At 61.3% G+C, this 15,800-nt stretch carries 15 protein-coding genes; 5 read left to right on the top strand and 10 right to left on the bottom strand.

The window, feature by feature from the left end; genetic code table 11:
- Positions 1–89: 89 nt before the first annotated feature.
- Positions 90–1,403 (top strand): sorbosone dehydrogenase family protein, encoded by a 1,314-nt coding sequence (locus BB029_RS20665; RefSeq protein WP_065940598.1) that lies wholly within the window; start codon positions 90–92, stop codon positions 1,401–1,403.
- Between the two features lie 122 nt (positions 1,404–1,525).
- Here the strand turns inward: BB029_RS20665 and BB029_RS20670 are convergent, their stop codons facing one another.
- The 5 genes from BB029_RS20670 to BB029_RS20690 form a co-directional block, all read right to left on the bottom strand.
- Positions 1,526–2,062: a C40 family peptidase gene (locus tag BB029_RS20670; protein ID WP_027603800.1), complete on the bottom strand. Its 537-nt coding sequence runs from the start codon at positions 2,060–2,062 to the stop codon at positions 1,526–1,528.
- Between the two features lie 144 nt (positions 2,063–2,206).
- A complete protein-coding gene (locus BB029_RS20675; protein ID WP_027603799.1) occupies positions 2,207–2,836 on the bottom strand; it encodes a C40 family peptidase in 630 nt (209 codons plus the stop codon).
- A 209-nt stretch (positions 2,837–3,045) separates the two neighbouring features.
- Positions 3,046–3,750 (bottom strand): DnaA regulatory inactivator Hda, encoded by a 705-nt coding sequence (gene hda / locus BB029_RS20680; RefSeq protein ID WP_027603798.1) that lies wholly within the window; start codon positions 3,748–3,750, stop codon positions 3,046–3,048.
- A gap of 203 nt (positions 3,751–3,953) precedes the next feature.
- Entirely contained in the window at positions 3,954–5,027 is a 1,074-nt protein-coding gene (locus BB029_RS20685) for an AI-2E family transporter (RefSeq protein ID WP_065940599.1), read from the bottom strand.
- A 42-nt stretch (positions 5,028–5,069) separates the two neighbouring features.
- Positions 5,070–6,110 (bottom strand): DUF2066 domain-containing protein, encoded by a 1,041-nt coding sequence (locus BB029_RS20690; RefSeq protein ID WP_065940600.1) that lies wholly within the window; start codon positions 6,108–6,110, stop codon positions 5,070–5,072.
- A 357-nt stretch (positions 6,111–6,467) separates the two neighbouring features.
- Here BB029_RS20690 and purM point away from each other — a divergent pair, with 357 nt between their 5' ends.
- The 4 genes from purM to BB029_RS20710 all read left to right on the top strand — a co-directional run bounded on the left by purM (position 6,468) and on the right by BB029_RS20710 (position 9,360).
- The gene (gene purM, locus BB029_RS20695; protein ID WP_065940601.1) at positions 6,468–7,526 is read left to right on the top strand and encodes a phosphoribosylformylglycinamidine cyclo-ligase; all 1,059 of its coding nucleotides are present in this window, start codon (positions 6,468–6,470) and stop codon (positions 7,524–7,526) included.
- Entirely contained in the window at positions 7,526–8,176 is a 651-nt protein-coding gene (gene purN, locus BB029_RS20700) for a phosphoribosylglycinamide formyltransferase (protein ID WP_027603795.1), read from the top strand. The genes purM and purN overlap by 1 nt, the downstream gene beginning before the upstream one ends.
- An 8-nt stretch (positions 8,177–8,184) precedes the next feature.
- On the top strand, positions 8,185–8,898 hold the full coding sequence (locus tag BB029_RS20705) for a DUF3108 domain-containing protein (RefSeq protein ID WP_065940602.1): 714 nt from the start codon (positions 8,185–8,187) through the stop codon (positions 8,896–8,898).
- 273 nt (positions 8,899–9,171) lie between these two features.
- On the top strand, positions 9,172–9,360 hold the full coding sequence (locus tag BB029_RS20710; RefSeq protein ID WP_065940603.1) for a hypothetical protein: 189 nt from the start codon (positions 9,172–9,174) through the stop codon (positions 9,358–9,360).
- A gap of 149 nt (positions 9,361–9,509) precedes the next feature.
- On the opposite strand, the gene BB029_RS20715 is transcribed toward BB029_RS20710, so the two are convergent.
- From BB029_RS20715 to cysM, 5 genes are all read right to left on the bottom strand, one after another.
- Positions 9,510–10,055 carry a DUF2058 domain-containing protein gene (locus BB029_RS20715; protein ID WP_010208656.1) on the bottom strand — a complete coding sequence of 182 codons (546 nt, stop codon included), beginning with the start codon at positions 10,053–10,055 and terminating at the stop codon, positions 9,510–9,512.
- 25 nt (positions 10,056–10,080) lie between these two features.
- The gene (gene mazG / locus BB029_RS20720) at positions 10,081–10,914 is read right to left on the bottom strand and encodes a nucleoside triphosphate pyrophosphohydrolase (protein WP_065940604.1); all 834 of its coding nucleotides are present in this window, start codon (positions 10,912–10,914) and stop codon (positions 10,081–10,083) included.
- Positions 10,915–10,980: 66 nt separating this feature from the next.
- A complete protein-coding gene (relA, locus tag BB029_RS20725) occupies positions 10,981–13,224 on the bottom strand; it encodes a GTP diphosphokinase (protein WP_027603791.1) in 2,244 nt (747 codons plus the stop codon).
- 123 nt (positions 13,225–13,347) lie between these two features.
- Positions 13,348–14,700, bottom strand: coding sequence for a 23S rRNA (uracil(1939)-C(5))-methyltransferase RlmD (rlmD, locus tag BB029_RS20730; protein WP_065940605.1), 1,353 nt, complete (start codon positions 14,698–14,700; stop codon positions 13,348–13,350).
- Positions 14,700–15,602: a cysteine synthase CysM gene (gene cysM, locus BB029_RS20735; protein WP_015885254.1), complete on the bottom strand. Its 903-nt coding sequence runs from the start codon at positions 15,600–15,602 to the stop codon at positions 14,700–14,702. Before cysM ends, rlmD begins: the two co-directional genes overlap by 1 nt.
- Positions 15,603–15,800: the final 198 nt, after the last annotated feature.

Genomic DNA, 15,800 nt, shown 5'->3' on the forward strand with positions numbered 1-15,800 from the left:
GGGGGTGGAGCGTCAATTAAAGCTGGCCTTGCACTTGAACCATCGCACCAGCGCCCTCCTCTACCCTTACAGGTATCAAGGAGAACACCATGCATAAAACCAGACTCGCCCTACTCATCATGCTCGCCGGCACCCTCGCCGCCTGCGGTGAAAGCTCCACCCTGCAGGTGTCCGACGGCACCGGGCCGTCGCCGCAGCTACCGGAGCCGAACAAAACCCTGATTCCCACGGTGAACATTGCCCCGGCTATCGGCTGGCCGGAGGGCGTGAAGCCAACGGCGGCGGCCGGCACCCACGTGGCGGCGTTCGCCGAAGGCCTGGACCACCCGCGCTGGCTGTATGTGCTGCCCAACGGCGATGTGCTGGTGGCAGAAACCAATGCGCCGCCCAAACCGGATGATTCCAAGGGTATTCGCGGCTGGGTCATGGAGAAGGTCATGGGCCGCGCCGGCGCCGGGGTGCCGAGCCCCAATCGCATTACCCTGCTGCGCGACGCCGATCACGATGGCGTTGCCGAGACCCGTACGGTGTTCCTGGAAAACCTCAACTCGCCCTTCGGTATGACACTGGTCGGCAATGACCTGTACGTCGCCGATTCGGACAAACTGCTGCGCTTCCCCTATCAAGCGGGCGAAACCGCGATCAAGGCACCTGGCACCAAGGTGGTCGACCTGCCGGGCGGGCCCCTGAATCACCACTGGACCAAGAACGTGATCGCCAGCAAGGACGGCAGCAAGCTGTACGTGAGCGTCGGCTCCAACAGCAACGTCGGTGAGAACGGTCTTGAGGCGGAACAGGGCCGGGCGGCTATCTGGGAAGTGGATCGCGCCAGCGGCCAGCAGCGCATTTTCGCTTCCGGCCTGCGCAACCCTAACGGCATGGCCTGGGAACCCCAGAGCGGCAAGCTATGGACCGCGGTAAACGAGCGCGACGAGATCGGCAGCGATCTGGTGCCGGACTACATCACCTCGGTCAAGGATGGCGGGTTCTATGGCTGGCCCTTCAGCTATTATGGCCAGCATGTGGATGTGCGCGTCACGCCGCAGAACCTGGACCTGGTGGCCAAGGCAATCGTGCCGGACTATGCGGTAGGGCCGCACACCGCGTCTTTGGGACTGACGTTCGCCGAGGGCAGCAAACTCCCGGCGCCATTCAGCAACGGCGCGTTCATCGGCCAGCATGGCTCATGGAATCGCAAGCCCCACAGTGGCTACAAGGTGATCTTCGTGCCGTTCGAGGCAGGCCAGCCTGAAGGGCAGCCGGTGGATGTGCTGACCGAGTTTCTCGATAAGGATGAGAACGCCATGGGCCGGCCGGTGGGCGTGGTGATTGATCAGCAGGGGGATTTGCTGGTGGCGGATGATGTGGGGAATAAGGTGTGGCGGGTGTCGGCCGCTAAATAAACGCCCCCAGAAGCATCACAAAACCAATGCGGGAGGGGACTTGCTCCCGATAGCAGTGGGTCAGGCACAGATACTGTGATTGATACTTCGCTATCGGGGGCAAGCCCCCTCCCACATTTGGTTCAGGGATTACGTGCCAGGTTTGCTGGCAACACACGCTTGGCGCTCAGATAGGCATTCTGCCAATACGCCTTGGACAAGGTGTCCAGCTTGACCGTACCGCCGGTCTGCGGCGCGTGCACAAAGCGGCCTTCGCCCACATAGATGCCGGCGTGGCTGACCTGGGAGCCGCCACCGGTGGCGAAGAACAGCAGGTCGCCGGTCTGCAGGTTCTGCTCGCTGACGTCCTGGGCGCGCATCACGATCAGCTCGCGGGTGGTGCGCGGCAGGGAGATGCCGGCGGCGTCGCGGAAGACGAAGCCGATCAGGCCACTGCAATCAAAACCCGAATCCGGCGTGTTGCCGCCCCAACGGTAAGGCGTGCCGACCAGGCCCAGTGCACGAAAGAGTACGTCTTCGGCCGCAGGCGAGAAATTCTGGGTGGAATAGTTGAATACCGGCTTGGGCTTGACCGCAACGGGAGCGGGCGGCGGCCGGCTGGCGCAGGCACTGATAAGCGCGGCGCAGAGAATAAGGAGCAGGCGGGCTGAGGTCGACATGTGCAGAACAATCCTGGTCTGGATGCGGCTATCGCTGCCGAACGCTGAAAACCAGAACGCGCAAGCAAAGCTCGCGCGAACGGATTACAACAATGTCCAGGGATTCTAGCGCTTACACGTCAAACTTCAAGTATCACTTTAAGTTTACTTACTGGCGGTAACCGTAGTCGGGGCCATGGCGAGTGCGCGCTTGGCTTCGATGAAGGTTTTGCTCCAGTAGCTGTCACCCAGGCTGTCGACTCGAACACCGCCACTGCGACGGCTGCTGGAGTGGATAAACTGGTTATCGCCCAGGTAGATACCGGCATGGCTGACGCGACCACGGCCTGCAGTACTGAAGAAAAGCAGATCACCGGGCTTGAGGTTGTTGCGCGCGACCAACGGTGCTTTCACGTTGATCATTTCGCGAGTGGAGCGTGGCAGGTTCATGCCAGCTTCTTCACGAAACAGGTAGCCGATGAAACCGCTGCAGTCGAAACCGGCTTCAGAGGTACCGCCGAAACGGTAACGGGTACCGATCAGGGACATGCCGCGTTCGAGGATGCTGTCGGCCAGGACTGGAAGCTGGTAAGGCTTGTTGCCGGAGAAATCGGCCAGTTCCTTTTCGGTTGCCACCTCTTCTTCATAGACAGAAGCAGACTGCGCAGCAACGAATTTTGCCTGGGACTGTTGTTGAGGTTTTTGCTGCTCAACCACCTGTTGAGGGTGGGAGGCGCAACCAAACAACAGGGTAACGAGTGCGAGGGGCACGAGGGGTGCGAAGCGATTTAGCATGGGCACGACCGTGGCTGGTATGTAAAGAAGTCGAGACTATGCCTTCTATCACATCGATTTGCAAATTCAATCGTGATCTATGTGACTTCGCGATTGGACTATGACATCTAAGCCGTAATTCCATTTATCGGTTCACATGCGTAGCCAACGTGGCTTAAACGCAGGATTTCTGGCGCCTGGAAATTGCCGAACCCCGTAGATTCAACCGGTTACCAGCCCAACGTTTCCTTGAGAAAAGGGATCGTCAATTTTCGTTGAGCCTGCAAAGAGGCCTGATCGAGTTGCTCGAGCAAATCGAACAACGCGCTCATGCTGCGGGTGCCACGGGTGAGGATAAAGTGCCCGACTTCATCGGTGAGGTGCAGGCCGCGACGGGATGCACGCAATTGCAGGGCCCGCAGTTTGTCTTCGTCGGAGAGAGGGCGCATCTGGAAGATCAGCGCCAGGGTCAGGCGCGACTTGAGGTCGGCCAGCTTCACCGGCAACTCCCGTGGCGAGGTGGAGGCGGCAATCAACAAGCGCCGGCCGCTGTCACGCAGGCGGTTGAACAGATGGAACAGCGCCTCTTCCCAATCCGCCTTGCCGGCCACTGCCTGCAGATCGTCCAGGCACACCAGTTCGTATTGCTCAAGGTTGTCGAAGATCCCGATGCCGCGATCCATCAACTCGGCCAGGGGCAAGTAAACCGCCGGCTCTCCCATCTGCTCGAAACGCAGGCAAGCGGCCTGCAACAGGTGGGTACGCCCGACGCCGTGTTTACCCCACAGATAGATCAGGCTTTCGGTCCACCCGGCGTCGGCTTCGCAGAGCCGCTCGACATAGCCGAGTGCAGCGGCATTGGCGCCTGGGTAGTAATTGATAAAGGTAGCGTCATCACGCAGACGCACACCTAAGGGCAGCTGAATCGGTTTCATGCTGACTGAACGGCTCCCATCGAACCGTTAGTGGCCTCTGTGTAAAGTTTGCAAAGTTTATACCCGTGACGCCGGGCGCACAATGCAGCAGACCACAAGCAAAATCAAAGGTTTGCGTTAACTTGCCGGTTTTGAGCGGATTGTTTGACGCCCTAGCCCCATAAACAACAAACCCGGCCGAAGCCGGGTTTATGACGCAGCGGTTACAGGTCGGGGTCTTCGACCCCCGTATAGGCGTCGGAATCCTTGTACAGATCGTGCACATGACGCACCAGCACCATGATCACCGCTGCCACCGGCAGTGCCAGCAGGATGCCGGTAAAGCCGAACAGCTCGCCGCCCGCCAGGATCGCAAAGATGACCGCCACCGGGTGCAGGCCAATCCGATCCCCCACCAGCAACGGCGTGAGCACCATGCCTTCCAGGGCCTGGCCGACCATGAACACCGCGACAATCCCCAGCATCGGGTACAGGTCGCCGCCAAACTGGAACAACCCTGCCACCAACGCCGCACCGATCCCGATCACAAAGCCCATATACGGCACGATAGCGGCGAGGCCGGCGATCAGGCCGATCAACAGGCCCAGCTCCAGGCCGATGGCCATCAAGCCCGCCGCGTAGATGATCCCCAGTGCCAGCATCACCAGCAACTGCCCGCGCACAAAGGCGCCAAGCACCTCATGGCACTCGCCGGCCAGGGCCACGATGCGCTCTTCACGGTTGCGGGGCAGCAGGCTGCGGATCTTGGCCATCATGATGTCCCAATCGCGCAGCAGGTAGAACGCCACCACCGGAATCAGCACCAGGTTGGTCAGCCAGCCGATCAGCGCCAGGCTGGACGCGGTCGCCTGGCTGAGGATCACCCCCACAATATCGGTGGTCTGGCCCATGTGCTCGCTGATCGCCGCCTTGACCTTGTCGAACTTCCAGAAGCCATCCGACAGGCCCAACTTGGCCTGGGCCCATGGCATCGCCGTGTGCTGCAGCCAATCGAGCATCTGCGGCGCCAGCTCATAGAGACGAAACAGTTGCTTGGCCAGCATCGGCACCAGCACCAGCACCAGCGCGGTGATGATCAACGTGAACAGTGCAAACACCGCAACCACGCCCAAGGTCCGCGACAGACCGGCTTTTTCCAGGCGATCCACCACGGGATCGAACAGATAGGCGAGCAGCAACGCAACCAGGAACGGCGTCAGGATCGAATGCAGCAGGAACACAAAAACGCACAGCAGGACGATCCCGCCAAGCCACACCCAACGACGCGTATCCGCCATAAACCACTCCATTATTTGCTTCTATCTATATAGGAAGAACTTTTACCAACGAAAATGCAGTTGCGCCTGGGGCGCAGGTGCCGCTGCCGGTTGTGTGCCATCGACCGCAGGCTGCTGCGCCGGGGCCTCACCGGCAGGCACCTCCTGCAACTTGGCCAGGCTCAACTGGGTACGCAACTGATCGGCGCTGCCGTTGACCCGATACACAATACGATTGCCATCCACCCATTGCGGCTGACCGCCAAACGGCTCAAGCAGGTGCCCCAGGGCCGCGTACCGCTCCAGGTTCATGCCCTGCACTTCCAGCAGTTGCTCGGTACTCACACCGGGCTTGACCGCAAAGCGCGGCGCCAGTTTTTGGCTGACCGCCAGCATGACTGCATCGGCCAGCGCGCCCGTGTCGGCGCCTTGCGCGGTGCCCTGCTCGCTCTTGTCACCCAGCCACAGGCGCCATTTGGCCTGCCATTGATTGCCTTCCTGGCGCGCATGCACGGCCAGCAAGGCGTCGGCACCGTAGCGTTCGGACGCGGCGCGCAACGGCGTGGCATCGGCGCTTTCAAGATTCGGCGCGGTGGCGACCACCTGTTCATCCAGGTCCCCCAGGGGCAGGCGCAATGGCAAGCCACGGTGCTGTGCCGCACGGCGCAGCGCCTGGGCAGCGGCCTGGCCATCGCCGACCAGGCTGCTGCCTTCGGTGGAGTCGTTCAGCCACCAGCCGAGGATCGATGGCCGATTGCTGCCCCAGATCGACAGGCCGGCATCACGCAAGGCGCGATCAGTGCTGACCGGGTCGAAGTCCACTTGCAGGCTCTCGGGCGGGCCGGCGTCGTAACCGTATTGAGTGATGATTTGCTGCGGATCCTTGCGAATCGCCGCCAGGCCCGGGCCTTGCGCGGCCTTGGCGTCGCCGGTCAGGCGAATCACCAGGGTTTCCACCGCGCGCTGGGTCGCCTGGTCGCGCTCTTGCGGCGATTGGCTGCTGACGGGTTCGAGTACCTGGTACAGGCCATTGAGGGTTTCGGCATGACTCGCCAGGCTGATCAACGACAAGCAGCCTACAAAAAAGACATTACACAGACGCATGGAAGATTCCCGAACGACAAATTTAGCGGCTGGAACAGACCGCGTGAAATCGGTATAGCCAGGCTGTGACCACAGCGACAACTAAAACATTCACGGGGTCCCGGTAAGTTTTCGCCATGTCATTAACGACAGCGGTTTAAAGGCTATACCTTAATACGTGCCTGAACAGACCCGATCAGCATTTTTTTAACCTGCTTTTTTAAATCTATCTGCCCTGCCCGTCGGCCCGAGGATGGCCGCTGCCCCTCAAGCCTGATAAAATCGCGCGCCTTCGCAGACCGTCAACGGCTGGGCCTTTTACCAAAAGCGCCTGCCCGCTCGGTCGTTACCCCTGAATCCCCCCTAAAGGCCTGGATCATGAGCAAGCAACCCTCCCTGAGCTACAAGGACGCCGGTGTAGACATCGACGCCGGTGAAGCATTGGTCGAACGCATCAAGAGCGTTGCCAAGCGCACTGCGCGCCCCGAAGTCATGGGCGGCCTGGGCGGTTTTGGCGCCCTCTGCGAGATCCCGGCCGGCTACAAGCAGCCTGTATTGGTTTCCGGCACCGACGGTGTGGGCACCAAGCTGCGCCTGGCACTGAACCTGAACAAGCACGACAGCATCGGCATCGACCTGGTCGCCATGTGCGTCAACGACCTGGTGGTATGCGGTGCCGAGCCGTTGTTCTTCCTCGACTACTATGCCACCGGCAAGCTGAACGTCGAGACCGCCACCCAGGTGGTGACCGGCATCGGCGCCGGCTGCGAACTGTCGGGTTGCTCCCTGGTCGGCGGCGAAACCGCTGAAATGCCAGGCATGTACGAAGGCGAAGACTACGACCTGGCCGGCTTCTGCGTCGGCGTGGTGGAAAAAGCCGAGATCATCGACGGCTCCAAAGTGGCTGCCGGCGACGCCCTGCTCGCCCTGCCATCCTCCGGCCCGCACTCCAACGGCTACTCGCTGATCCGCAAGATCATCGAAGTGTCCGGTGCCGACATCGAGAACATCCAGCTCGACGGCAAGCCGCTGACCGACCTGCTGATGGCCCCGACCCGCATCTACGTCAAGCCACTGCTCAAGCTGATCAAGGACACCGGCGCGGTCAAGGCCATGGCCCACATCACCGGCGGCGGCCTGCTGGACAACATCCCGCGCGTACTGCCAAAAGGCGCCCAGGCGATCGTCGACGTGGCCAGCTGGCAGCGTCCTGCGGTATTCGACTGGCTGCAGGAAAAAGGCAACGTCAATGAAACCGAAATGCACCGCGTGCTGAACTGCGGCGTGGGCATGGTGATCTGCGTGGCGCAGGAACACGTTGAAACCGCGCTGAACGTATTGCGTGAAGCCGGCGAGCAGCCTTGGGTCATCGGCCAGATCGCCACCGCCGTCGAAGGCGCGGCTCAGGTTGAACTGAAGAACCTCAAGGCTCACTGATGCCTCGGACCTGTGATGTCGTGGTGCTGCTTTCCGGCACCGGCAGTAACTTGCAGGCCCTGATCGACAGCACGCGCACCGGCGACAGCCCGGTGCGCATCGCTGCGGTGATCTCCAACCGCAGCGACGCCTACGGCCTGCAACGCGCCAGGGACGCGGGTATCGAAACCCGCTCGCTGGATCACAAGGCTTTCGAAGGCCGCGAGGCCTTCGACAGCGCCCTGGTCGAACTGATCGACGCCTTCAACCCCCAACTCGTGGTACTGGCCGGTTTCATGCGCATTCTCAGCGCTGGTTTCGTGCGGCACTACGAAGGGCGCCTGCTGAATATCCACCCTTCCCTGCTACCCAAGTACAAAGGCATGCACACGCACCAGCGCGCGCTGGATGCGGGTGACAACGAGCATGGCTGCAGCGTGCACTTCGTTACCGAGGAACTCGATGGCGGGCCTCTGGTCGTACAGGCAGTGGTTCCGGTAGAGTCTGACGACTCGGCGCAGACCCTTGCGCAACGGGTACATACCCAGGAACACAGGATTTACCCGCTGGCTGTGCGCTGGTTTGCCGAGGGGCGGTTGATTCTTGGTGACCAGGGTGCATTATTGGACGGTCAGTTACTTGCGGCCAGCGGCCACTTGATTCGAACCTAGGAGATTTTATGCGTCGCGCCTTGCTCTTCGCTTTTGCGCTGTTCGCCTTGCCTGCCGTGCAAGCGGCAGATCTACACCCGTTCTCCGCCAGCTACACCGCCGACTGGAAACAGTTGCCCATGAGTGGTTCGGCAGAACGCAGCCTGACCAAGAACGGTGACGGCACCTGGACCTTGAACTTCAAGGCTTCCATGATGATCGCCAGCCTGACCGAAACCAGCGTTATCCTGTTCGACAAGGACACCCTGCAACCGAAGAGCTACGCCTTCGAACGCGGCGGCCTGGGCAAGACCAAGAAGATCAACCTGGACTTCGACCCGTCGACCAAGAAAGTCACCGGCTTTGAAAACAAAGACCCGGTCAATGTGCCCCTGCAAAGCGGCATGCTCGACAAGTCGACCTACCAGTTGGCCTTGCAGCGCGACGTGGCAGCCGGCAAGAAAAGCATGAGCTACAACGTGGTTGAAGGCACCGACGTCGACACCTACGACTTCCGCGTGATCGGCCCGGAAAAGGTCCAGACCAAGGTCGGCAGCATTGACGCAATCAAGGTCGAGCGCGTACGCGACCCGACTCAAAGCAAGCGCATCACCCAGATGTGGTTTGCCAAGGACCAGGGCGGCATCCTGGTTGCCCTGCGTCAGGTTGAGACCGACGGTAAGGAATACAACATCATGCTGCAAGACGGTACCGTTGACGGCAAGGCGGTCAAAGGCAACTGAGTGCGCGGATGAGCTGAACAAGAGCCTCGCTGAATGCGGGGCTTTTTTTCGTCTGGGGTTTTGGGTTCAAGTGTCTGCCGTCATCGGGAGCAAGCCCCCTCCCACATTTGAACTGCGAACACTTTCCCCTGTGGGAGGGAGCTTGCTCCCGATGGTGCCCAACATGAAACTTCTGTCATAAACCTCTAAAGCGGTTTACTTAGCAAGCTAACAAACCGTATAAAAAGACCTGCGACGACTTGCCGCATACCCACCAGAAATTGGAGCAAGCAGATGACTGTAAAAGTAACTGAACGCGACGACGAACATATGTCCCACGAAGCGCTGGGCCATGGGATTCACATCTGGGATGTCCACCAACAAGACCTGCTGGTCGGCATGTTTCACAACGAGAGCGACGCTCATAATTATAAAAACGAGCTCGAAGCCCTTGAGATGAAACGCCAGACGCAAAGCTCCTGAAACTTCGAAATCCTGTAGGCCCCCAGCCCCACGCAGCTGGGGGGCCTGTAAAACACAAACCCCGCCTTTTGAGCGGGGTTTGTGTGTTCTGGGCTGCTTCGCAGCCCAACGCAGGGCAAGCCTGCTCACCACAATTCTTAGCTACAGCCTTACCACATCAAATCATCCGGGATCTGGTAGGCCGCGTACGGATCATCCTCATCCGGCACCTGGCTTTCGGTCAGGATATTGAGCTGCACGATACGCTCCGGGGCGCGCTCCTGGATCTTCAGCGCGGCTTCACGGGGGATCACCTCGTAGCCGCCACCGTGATGCACGATGGCCAGGGAGCCGTTGCTCAGCTTGTTGCGCATCAACGTGTTGACCGACAGGCGCTTGACCTTCTTGTCATCCACGAAGTTGTAGTAGTCCTCGGTCGTGAGCTTAGGCAGGCGAGAGGTTTCGATCAGTTGCTTGACCTGGGCCGTACGGGCCTTGGCCTCGGCTTTTTCCTGCTGCTGGCGGTTCAGCTCCTGGTCACGCTTGACCTTCTCGGCCTGGGCTTCGGCAGCCAGGCGAGCCTGGGTGTCATCGGCCTCGATCTGGCCCTTGTGGACCAGGCGCTGCTGTTTCTGTTTCTCTTTGCCGACCTGCTTGGCCTGCTTTTGGTTGACCAGACCTGCTTTGAGCAACTGGTCGCGAAGGGAAAGGCTCATGGTGCTTACTCACTTAGGCAACTGCTCAACCGCAGCTGGACACGTTCTTTTCCTGACGTTTGGCTTCGCCCCACAGGGCGTCCAACTCTTCGAGGGTGCAATCTTCTATGGGTTGGTGGGTATCGCGCAATGCCTGTTCGATAAATCGGAAGCGTCGCTCGAACTTGGCATTGGCGCCACGCAGCGCGGTTTCCGGGTCGACCTTGAGGTGACGGGCCAGGTTGACCGCCGCGAACAGCAGGTCACCGACTTCATCGGCGATGGCCTCCGGGTCGTTGTCGGCCATGGCTTCGAGCACTTCGTCCAGCTCTTCGCGCACGTTATCCACCACCGGCAACGCCGATGGCCAGTCGAAGCCGACCTGGCTGGCGCGCTTCTGCAATTTGGCGGCCCGGGACAGGGACGGCAAGGCGCTGGGCACATCGTCCAGCAGGGACAGCTGCTCCGGCGCGTCGGATTTTTCCGCACGCTCCTCGGCCTTGATTTGCTCCCAACGTTCCTTGACCTGCTCTTCGCTCAGTCGAGGAATATCCAGCGGCGCGTACAGATCGCCGGTCGGGAACACATGGGGATGGCGGCGAATCAGTTTGCGGGTGATGCTGTCGATCACCCCGGCAAATTCGAAACGCCCCTCTTCCCGCGCCAGTTGGCTGTAATACACCACCTGGAACAACAGGTCGCCCAACTCACCTTGCAGATGATCAAAGTCGCCGCGCTCGATGGCGTCGGCCACTTCGTAGGCCTCTTCCAGGGTGTGCGGGACAATGGTCGCGTAGGTTTGCTTGATGTCCCACGGGCACCCGTATTGCGGGTCCCGCAGGCGGCTCATCAGGTGCAGCAGGTCTTCAAGTGAATACATCTTTCTGTGTCCGATCAGTGTGGGAGCAAGCCCCCTCCCACATTTAGCCTGCATTCATTCTGCGAATCATGGGGTACGGTTGCGCCGCGTCTCAATGATGTTCGGCAACTGGGAAATCCGCCCCAGCAGCCGCCCCAGTGCGTCCAACCCCGGAATCTCGATGGTCAGAGACATCAACGCGGTGTTGTCCTCTTTATTCGAGCGGGTGTTGACCGCCAACACGTTGATGCGCTCATTGAGCAGCACTTGCGAGACGTCGCGCAGCAGGCCGGAACGGTCGTAGGCACGGATGATGATGTCCACCGGGTAGGTGAGCACCGGCACCGGACCCCAGCTGACCTGGATAATCCGCTCCGGCTCACGCCCACCCAGCTGCAGCACCGAGGCGCAGTCCTGGCGGTGAATGCTCACGCCACGGCCTTGGGTGATGTAGCCGACGATGGCATCCCCCGGCAACGGCTGGCAGCAGCCGGCGATTTGCGTCAGCAGGTTGCCGACGCCCTGGATCTGGATATCGCCGCGCTTGCCGGGCTTGTAGCCGGTGGCCTTGCGTGGGATCAGCTCCAGTTGTTCGTTGCCGCGCTCCGGCTCGACCAGTTGCTGGGCCAGGTTGACCAGTTGCGCCAGGCGCAGGTCGCCGGCACCGAGGGCGGCGAACATGTCTTCGGCAATCTTCATGTTGGCCTTTTCGGCCAGTTTGTCGAAGTCCACCTGCGGCAGGCCCAGGCGGCCCAGCTCGCGTTCGAGCAGGGTCTTGCCGGCGGCGACGTTCTGGTCGCGGGCCTGCAACTTGAACCAATGCACGATCTTCGCCCGCGCCCGCGACGTGGTGATGTAGCCCAGGTTCGGGTTCAGCCAGTCGCGGCTCGGCGTGCCGTGCTTGCTGGTGATGATCTCGACCTGCTCGCCGGTTTGCAGGCTGTAGTTGAGCGGTACGATGCGCCCGTTGATCTTGGCGCCCCGGCAGTTATGGCCGATCTCGGTGTGCACGCGGTAGGCGAAGTCCAGCGGCGTCGCACCCTTGGGCAAGTCGATGGCATGGCCGTCGGGGGTAAAGATGTAGACCCGGTCCGGCTCGATATCCACGCGCAACTGTTCGGCCAGGCCGCCGATGTCGCCGAGTTCTTCGTGCCATTCCAGCACTTGGCGCAGCCAGGAGATTTTCTCCTCGTACTGGTTGGACCCGGCCTTGACGTCGGTGCCCTTGTAGCGCCAGTGCGCGCACACGCCCAGCTCTGCCTCTTCGTGCATGGCGTGGGTGCGGATCTGCACTTCCAGCACCTTGCCCTCGGGGCCGATCACCGCGGTGTGCAGCGAGCGATAGCCGTTTTCCTTGGGGTTGGCGATGTAGTCGTCGAACTCCTTGGGAATGTGCCGCCACAGCGTATGGACGATACCCAGCGCGGTGTAGCAGTCGCGCATTTCCGGCACCAGCACGCGCACCGCACGCACATCGTAGATCTGGCTGAAGGCCAGGCCCTTGCGCTGCATTTTGCGCCAGATCGAGTAGATGTGTTTGGCGCGGCCGCTGATGTCGGCATCGACCCCGGTGGCCTGCAGCTCGGCGCGCAACTGGCCCATCACGTCACTGATAAAGCGCTCACGGTCGAGCCGCCGCTCATGCAGCAGCGTGGCGATCTGTTTGTATTGATCAGGTTCGAGGTAGCGGAAGGACAAGTCCTCCAACTCCCACTTGATATGGCCGATACCCAGGCGGTGGGCCAGGGGCGCATAGATGTCGAAGACTTCGCGGGCGACGCGGTTGCGCTTTTCGTCGTCGGCGGTCTTCACCGCACGGATCGCGCAGGTGCGTTCGGCCAGCTTGATCAGGGCGACACGTACGTCGTCGACCATCGCCACCAGCATCTTGCGCAGGTTTTCCACCTGGCCCTGGGTGCCCAGCACCATGGACTGGCGCGGGCTGAGGCTGGCGCTGATGGCGGCCATGCGCAGCACGCCGTCGATCAGCTTGGCCACCACCGCGCCAAAGCGCTGGCTGACGGTCGGCAACTGGATGTGCCCTTCGCGCACGCCGCGATAGAGCACGGCGGCGATCAGCGAGTCCTGGTCCAGCTTGAGATCGGCAAGGATCTCGGCGATTTCCAACCCGGTGCGAAAGCTGGAAGTGCCTTCGGCCCACAGGTTCTTGGCTGCATTGTCTTGTTGCTCAGACTCACGAGCGAACTCGCAGGCTGCTTTCAAGGCTTCACGGTCCAGTGCCGGGTCGACACTGATGGCATGATCCAGCCATGCCTCGAGATTGATACTGCCGTCGGTGTTGATCGGCTGGTGTGCTCTCACCTGTACCATCTTGCTTACCTTCCCTATGACGCACCTTGGATGCGCCAAAATCATCGCCGACCTTTTTACTGCGAGCTCCGTGGCAGATCATAGGCCTTGGAGAACGCAGGCCAGTCGGATTAAACGGGCATCCTAGCCCGCTTCAAATAACGCCATGGCCTCGACATGCGCTGTCTGCGGAAACATGTCGAGGATCCCGGCACGTTTTAGCCGGTAGCCTTGCTTGACCAGCTCAACCGTGTCCCGCGCCAGCGTCGCCGGGTTGCAGGACACATACACCAGGCGCTTGGCCCCCAGGGTGGCGAGATTGCGCACAACCTCTTGGGCACCATCGCGGGGTGGGTCCAAGAGTACCGCAGAAAAGCCCTGTTTGGCCCATTCCGCGTCAGTCAACGGCTGGGACAAATCGGCCTGAAAAAACTGTGCATTATGCAAATTGTGGCTGATGGCGTTCCGTGCAGCCCGGTCCACCATGGTCTGCACACCTTCCACCGCCACCACGTCGCGCACCTGTTTCGCCAGCGGCAGGGCAAAGTTGCCCAGGCCGCAGAACAGGTCCAGCACCCGCTCATCAGGGTGCGGCGCCAGCCAGTCCAGGGCCTGGGCAACCATCGCCTCGTTGACCCCGGCGTTGACCTGGACAAAATCCCCCGGTCGGTACGCCAACTCCAGGTCCCATGGGTCCAATCGGAAACCTAGTGACTGATCGGGCTCAATCGGTTCCGGCTGACCTTCACCATGCAGCCACAGCTGGGCGTCATGGAAGCTGCAGAATTCTTTCAGGATCAGCAGGTCCGCCTCCGACAACGGCGCCATATGCCGCAGCAACACGGCGACGGACGAGCCACTGAACAACTCCACATGCCCCAGTGCCTGAGGTTTGCTCAGGCGGCGCAGCATGTTCGGCAGGCGCTGCATGATCGGTTGCAAGGCCTGTACCAGCACCGGGCAATCATCGATGGCGACGATGTCCTGGCTGGCCACGGCGCGGAAACCCACCTCAAGCTTCTTCGCCTTGGCATCCCAACGCACCGCCACCCGGGCGCGGCGCCGGTAAGCGAATTCCGGCCCACTCAATGGCGCGGCCCACTCCTGCGGTTCGACACCGGCCACGCGGGACAGTTGCTCGGCGAGCATGCGCTGTTTCAGGGCAAGTTGTTCGGCATGGGGCAAGTGCTGCACGCTGCAACCGCCACAGCGACCGAAGTGCGCGCACGGTGCCGGACGGCGCAGTTCGCTGGCCGTGAACACGCGCTCGGTGCGGGCCTCGACCACCTTGCCGTGGGTACCCAATACCCGCGCTTCAACCTCTTCGCCGGCCAGCGCACCGTTGACAAACCAGGTGCGGCCTTCAAAGAACACGATGCCGCGGCCGTCGTTGGCCAGGCGCTCGATGGTCAGGCGCTGCTTCTTGCCCACGGGAATCTGTGGGGCCCGGCTGCCGCCCGTCGGTTGGAAGCGCAGGCCTCTCTCGTGCTTGGCCATCAGTTGGGTTCGTCGAAAATGCCGGTCGACAGGTAACGGTCGCCTCGGTCACAGATGATCGCGACGATCACCGCGTTTTCCACTTCCTTGGACAAGCGCAACATACCCGCCACGGCGCCGCCGGACGACACGCCGCAGAAGATGCCTTCTTCACGCGCCAGACGGCGGGTGGTGTCTTCGGCTTCACGCTGGGCCATGTCGATGATGCGGTCCACGCGCGTCGCGTTGTAGATCTTCGGCAAATACTCTTCGGGCCAGCGACGAATGCCTGGGATCGCCGCGCCTTCCATCGGTTGCAGGCCGACGATCTGGATCGCCGGGTTCTGCTCCTTGAGGTAGCGCGAGTTACCCATGATGGTGCCGGTGGTGCCCATGGAGCTGACGAAATGGGTGATGGTGCCCTGGGTCTGGCGCCAGATTTCCGGACCGGTGGTGGTGTAGTGCGCTTCGGGGTTGTCCCCATTGGCGAACTGGTCCAGCACCTGGCCACGGCCTTCGGCGGCCATGCGCTCGGCGAGGTCGCGGGCGCCTTCCATGCCTTCTTCCTGGGTGACCAGCACCAACTCGGCGCCATAGGCGGTCATCGCCGCCTTGCGCTCGGCGCTGCCGTTGTCGGGCATGATCAGCACCATCTTGTAACCCTTGATCGCGGCGGCCATGGCCAGGGCGATCCCGGTATTACCCGAGGTGGCTTCGATCAGGGTGTCGCCGGGCTTGATCTGCCCGCGCAGTTCGGCGCGGGTGATCATCGACAGCGCCGGGCGGTCTTTCACCGAGCCGGCCGGGTTATTCCCTTCGAGCTTGAGCAACAGGGTATTGCTGGTTTCACCCGCCATGCGTTGCAAGCGGACCAGGGGCGTGTTGCCGACGCAATCGGCGATTGTAGGGTACTGCAAGGTCATGGCGTATTCGCAATCCAGACTGCGGGGGCGAACATCATACCGGGAAAGGTCGGCGGGCCATATCACGCAAAGTGTGGTGCTTATGGCTTAAAGGAATAAGCGAGGCGGTGGTGGCTGAGCGGGCGCCATCGGGAGCAAGCCCCCTCCCACACTGGACCGCATTCTCATGCTGGAACTCGTTCGAATGTGGGAGGGGGC

Origin of the sequence: Pseudomonas sp. S3E12 (assembly GCF_001702295.1) — a bacterium.
GTDB classification, from domain to species: Bacteria; Pseudomonadota; Gammaproteobacteria; order Pseudomonadales; family Pseudomonadaceae; genus Aquipseudomonas; species Aquipseudomonas marginalis.

Bases quoted from the DNA above. Each gene is read 5' to 3' on its own strand.
- rlmD (WP_065940605.1), bottom strand. From the start codon at position 14,700: ATGGCCAAGCACGAGAGAGGCCTGCGCTTCCAACCGACGGGCGGCAGC.
- cysM (WP_015885254.1), bottom strand. From the start codon at position 15,602: ATGACCTTGCAGTACCCTACAATCGCCGATTGCGTCGGCAACACGCCC.
- mazG (WP_065940604.1), bottom strand. From the start codon at position 10,914: ATGTATTCACTTGAAGACCTGCTGCACCTGATGAGCCGCCTGCGGGAC.
- BB029_RS20705 (WP_065940602.1), top strand. From the start codon at position 8,185: ATGCGTCGCGCCTTGCTCTTCGCTTTTGCGCTGTTCGCCTTGCCTGCC.
- hda (WP_027603798.1), bottom strand. From the start codon at position 3,750: ATGAAACCGATTCAGCTGCCCTTAGGTGTGCGTCTGCGTGATGACGCT.
- BB029_RS20690 (WP_065940600.1), bottom strand. From the start codon at position 6,110: ATGCGTCTGTGTAATGTCTTTTTTGTAGGCTGCTTGTCGTTGATCAGC.
- BB029_RS20675 (WP_027603799.1), bottom strand. From the start codon at position 2,836: ATGCTAAATCGCTTCGCACCCCTCGTGCCCCTCGCACTCGTTACCCTG.
- BB029_RS20715 (WP_010208656.1), bottom strand. From the start codon at position 10,055: ATGAGCCTTTCCCTTCGCGACCAGTTGCTCAAAGCAGGTCTGGTCAAC.
- BB029_RS20685 (WP_065940599.1), bottom strand. From the start codon at position 5,027: ATGGCGGATACGCGTCGTTGGGTGTGGCTTGGCGGGATCGTCCTGCTG.
- relA (WP_027603791.1), bottom strand. From the start codon at position 13,224: ATGGTACAGGTGAGAGCACACCAGCCGATCAACACCGACGGCAGTATC.
- purM (WP_065940601.1), top strand. From the start codon at position 6,468: ATGAGCAAGCAACCCTCCCTGAGCTACAAGGACGCCGGTGTAGACATC.
- BB029_RS20710 (WP_065940603.1), top strand. From the start codon at position 9,172: ATGACTGTAAAAGTAACTGAACGCGACGACGAACATATGTCCCACGAA.
- purN (WP_027603795.1), top strand. From the start codon at position 7,526: ATGCCTCGGACCTGTGATGTCGTGGTGCTGCTTTCCGGCACCGGCAGT.
- BB029_RS20665 (WP_065940598.1), top strand. From the start codon at position 90: ATGCATAAAACCAGACTCGCCCTACTCATCATGCTCGCCGGCACCCTC.
- BB029_RS20670 (WP_027603800.1), bottom strand. From the start codon at position 2,062: ATGTCGACCTCAGCCCGCCTGCTCCTTATTCTCTGCGCCGCGCTTATC.